This is a genomic window from Chitinivorax sp. B, from assembly GCF_005503445.1.
Taxonomy (GTDB): domain Bacteria; phylum Pseudomonadota; class Gammaproteobacteria; order Burkholderiales; family SCOH01; genus Chitinivorax.
The window spans coordinates 1-1,522 of sequence record NZ_SCOH01000148.1; the positions used below are offsets into that span (position 1 = coordinate 1).

1 protein-coding gene is annotated in these 1,522 nt (G+C 64.0%); it reads right to left on the bottom strand.

Going from position 1 to position 1,522, the window contains the following annotated elements; translation table 11 throughout:
• Positions 1-1,522 (bottom strand): type VI secretion system Vgr family protein (locus tag FFS57_RS24915; protein ID WP_137940511.1); only part of this gene is annotated, 1,522 nt, incomplete at both ends.

Consider the following 1,522-nt stretch of genomic DNA (forward strand, 5'->3'; position numbering starts at 1 on the left):
CGGTTGTGGCTGCGCTGGCCACGCTGCCAATGGAACTGCAGCTTGACGCGGTGGTTGCGGTCGGTATCCAGCGGCCGGCCCGCCTGGCCCACCACGGTGGCCGTCTGGCTGCCACTGGCGGTGGGTTTGTCGAAATGGCGCGGCAATGGCGGGCTGTAGGGCAGGTCATAATGACGGTCGCCCTGATCGACCCCGGCCTCCAGGCACAGGCTCTGGTTGCGGTAGAACTCGACCTGCGGCTGGGCCGGGCTGCCAGGCTGGGCGAAGGCTTGATGTAACAAGGCTTGCAGGTCTGCCTGCAGGTTGTTGCGGCCTTCGTGCAGTACCGATAGCACGCGTACCCGGGCCCCATCGCCATAACGCGGATACTGGTTGAGCTGGAAGGTCTGGGCCGGGGCCAGGGTGCGTACCGTACCGGTGGCCTGGCAATGGCGGGCCAGCACGTCGAAGCCGGCCTGCAGGTTGTCGGCACGGCGTTGACCATCGGCCTGGTTCACCCAGGCATAGTGGCTGACATGGTCGACGTGCTGGGTGGTACCAGGGCTGCGCCGGCAATGCGGCAGCAAGGAGGCGGCTTCGACGGTGTTGGGCGATAGGGTGCGGTAATCATAGCTGGCCAACCGGACCTGGCCGGGCTGCCGGGTGACCTGTTCCTGCCAGTGCTGGAAGGTATCACGGGTTTCGGTGGCGGCGCCGCGGTGGTAACGGATCGGCGATTCCGGATTGGCCTGACAGGCACTGTCAAAACTCATGCGATCGCTGATGACCAGGGTGTGGCGGTCATCCTGGTGCTCAAACCAGCCAAACAAGCCTTCGGCTTGCATCAGGCGGGCGACGAAATGCCAGTCGCTTTCCTGATATTGGGTGATCAGGCTGCGCTGTGGATAGATCCCACGGTCCAGTAGCTTGAAGCGCCAGTCCGGGACCAGTTGCCCTTTGCCCTGATAGTCGCGGAACAGGGTGTCCAGGATGTCGGGCACGGTCTGTTCCTGAAAGACCCAGCTGTCACGATTGAGACGAAGGAAGCTCAGCCACGGTTCAATCACCAGCTGGTACCGCGCCAGCCCGCCATTGCTGCCCTGGCTGCAGACTTCGGTGATGTGGCCGTGAAAGGGGCGACGTGTGTTGCGCGACAGGCCGGTTTGCATGGCCAGCAAGGCGGGGGTACCCAACAGCGCATGCAGGTTGTCGTGGGCTGTTGGTGCCACCACCGTGACCAACAGCCGATAGCCCGTGAACAAGGCCATGGCCGGTTGGGGGGCGGGGCCTTGCAAGGATGGCCAGATCGGGATGTTGCCCAGCATGGGCTGGGGCACCGCGTGTTGCTGCTCGACCCAGGAGCCGGGCGGGAACTGCCGGGCATCGGGTAGCAAGCCTTGTGCCCCGATGGGCAGGGGTGCATCGAACACGGATTCCAATCCGCGTACGGATTCAACCAGTAATGCATCCTCACCCAGCGTGGTGGTGAGCTGGAACAGGCGGTCGGTCGCGGTGAATTGACCGAGCAATTGCTGGAACAGTG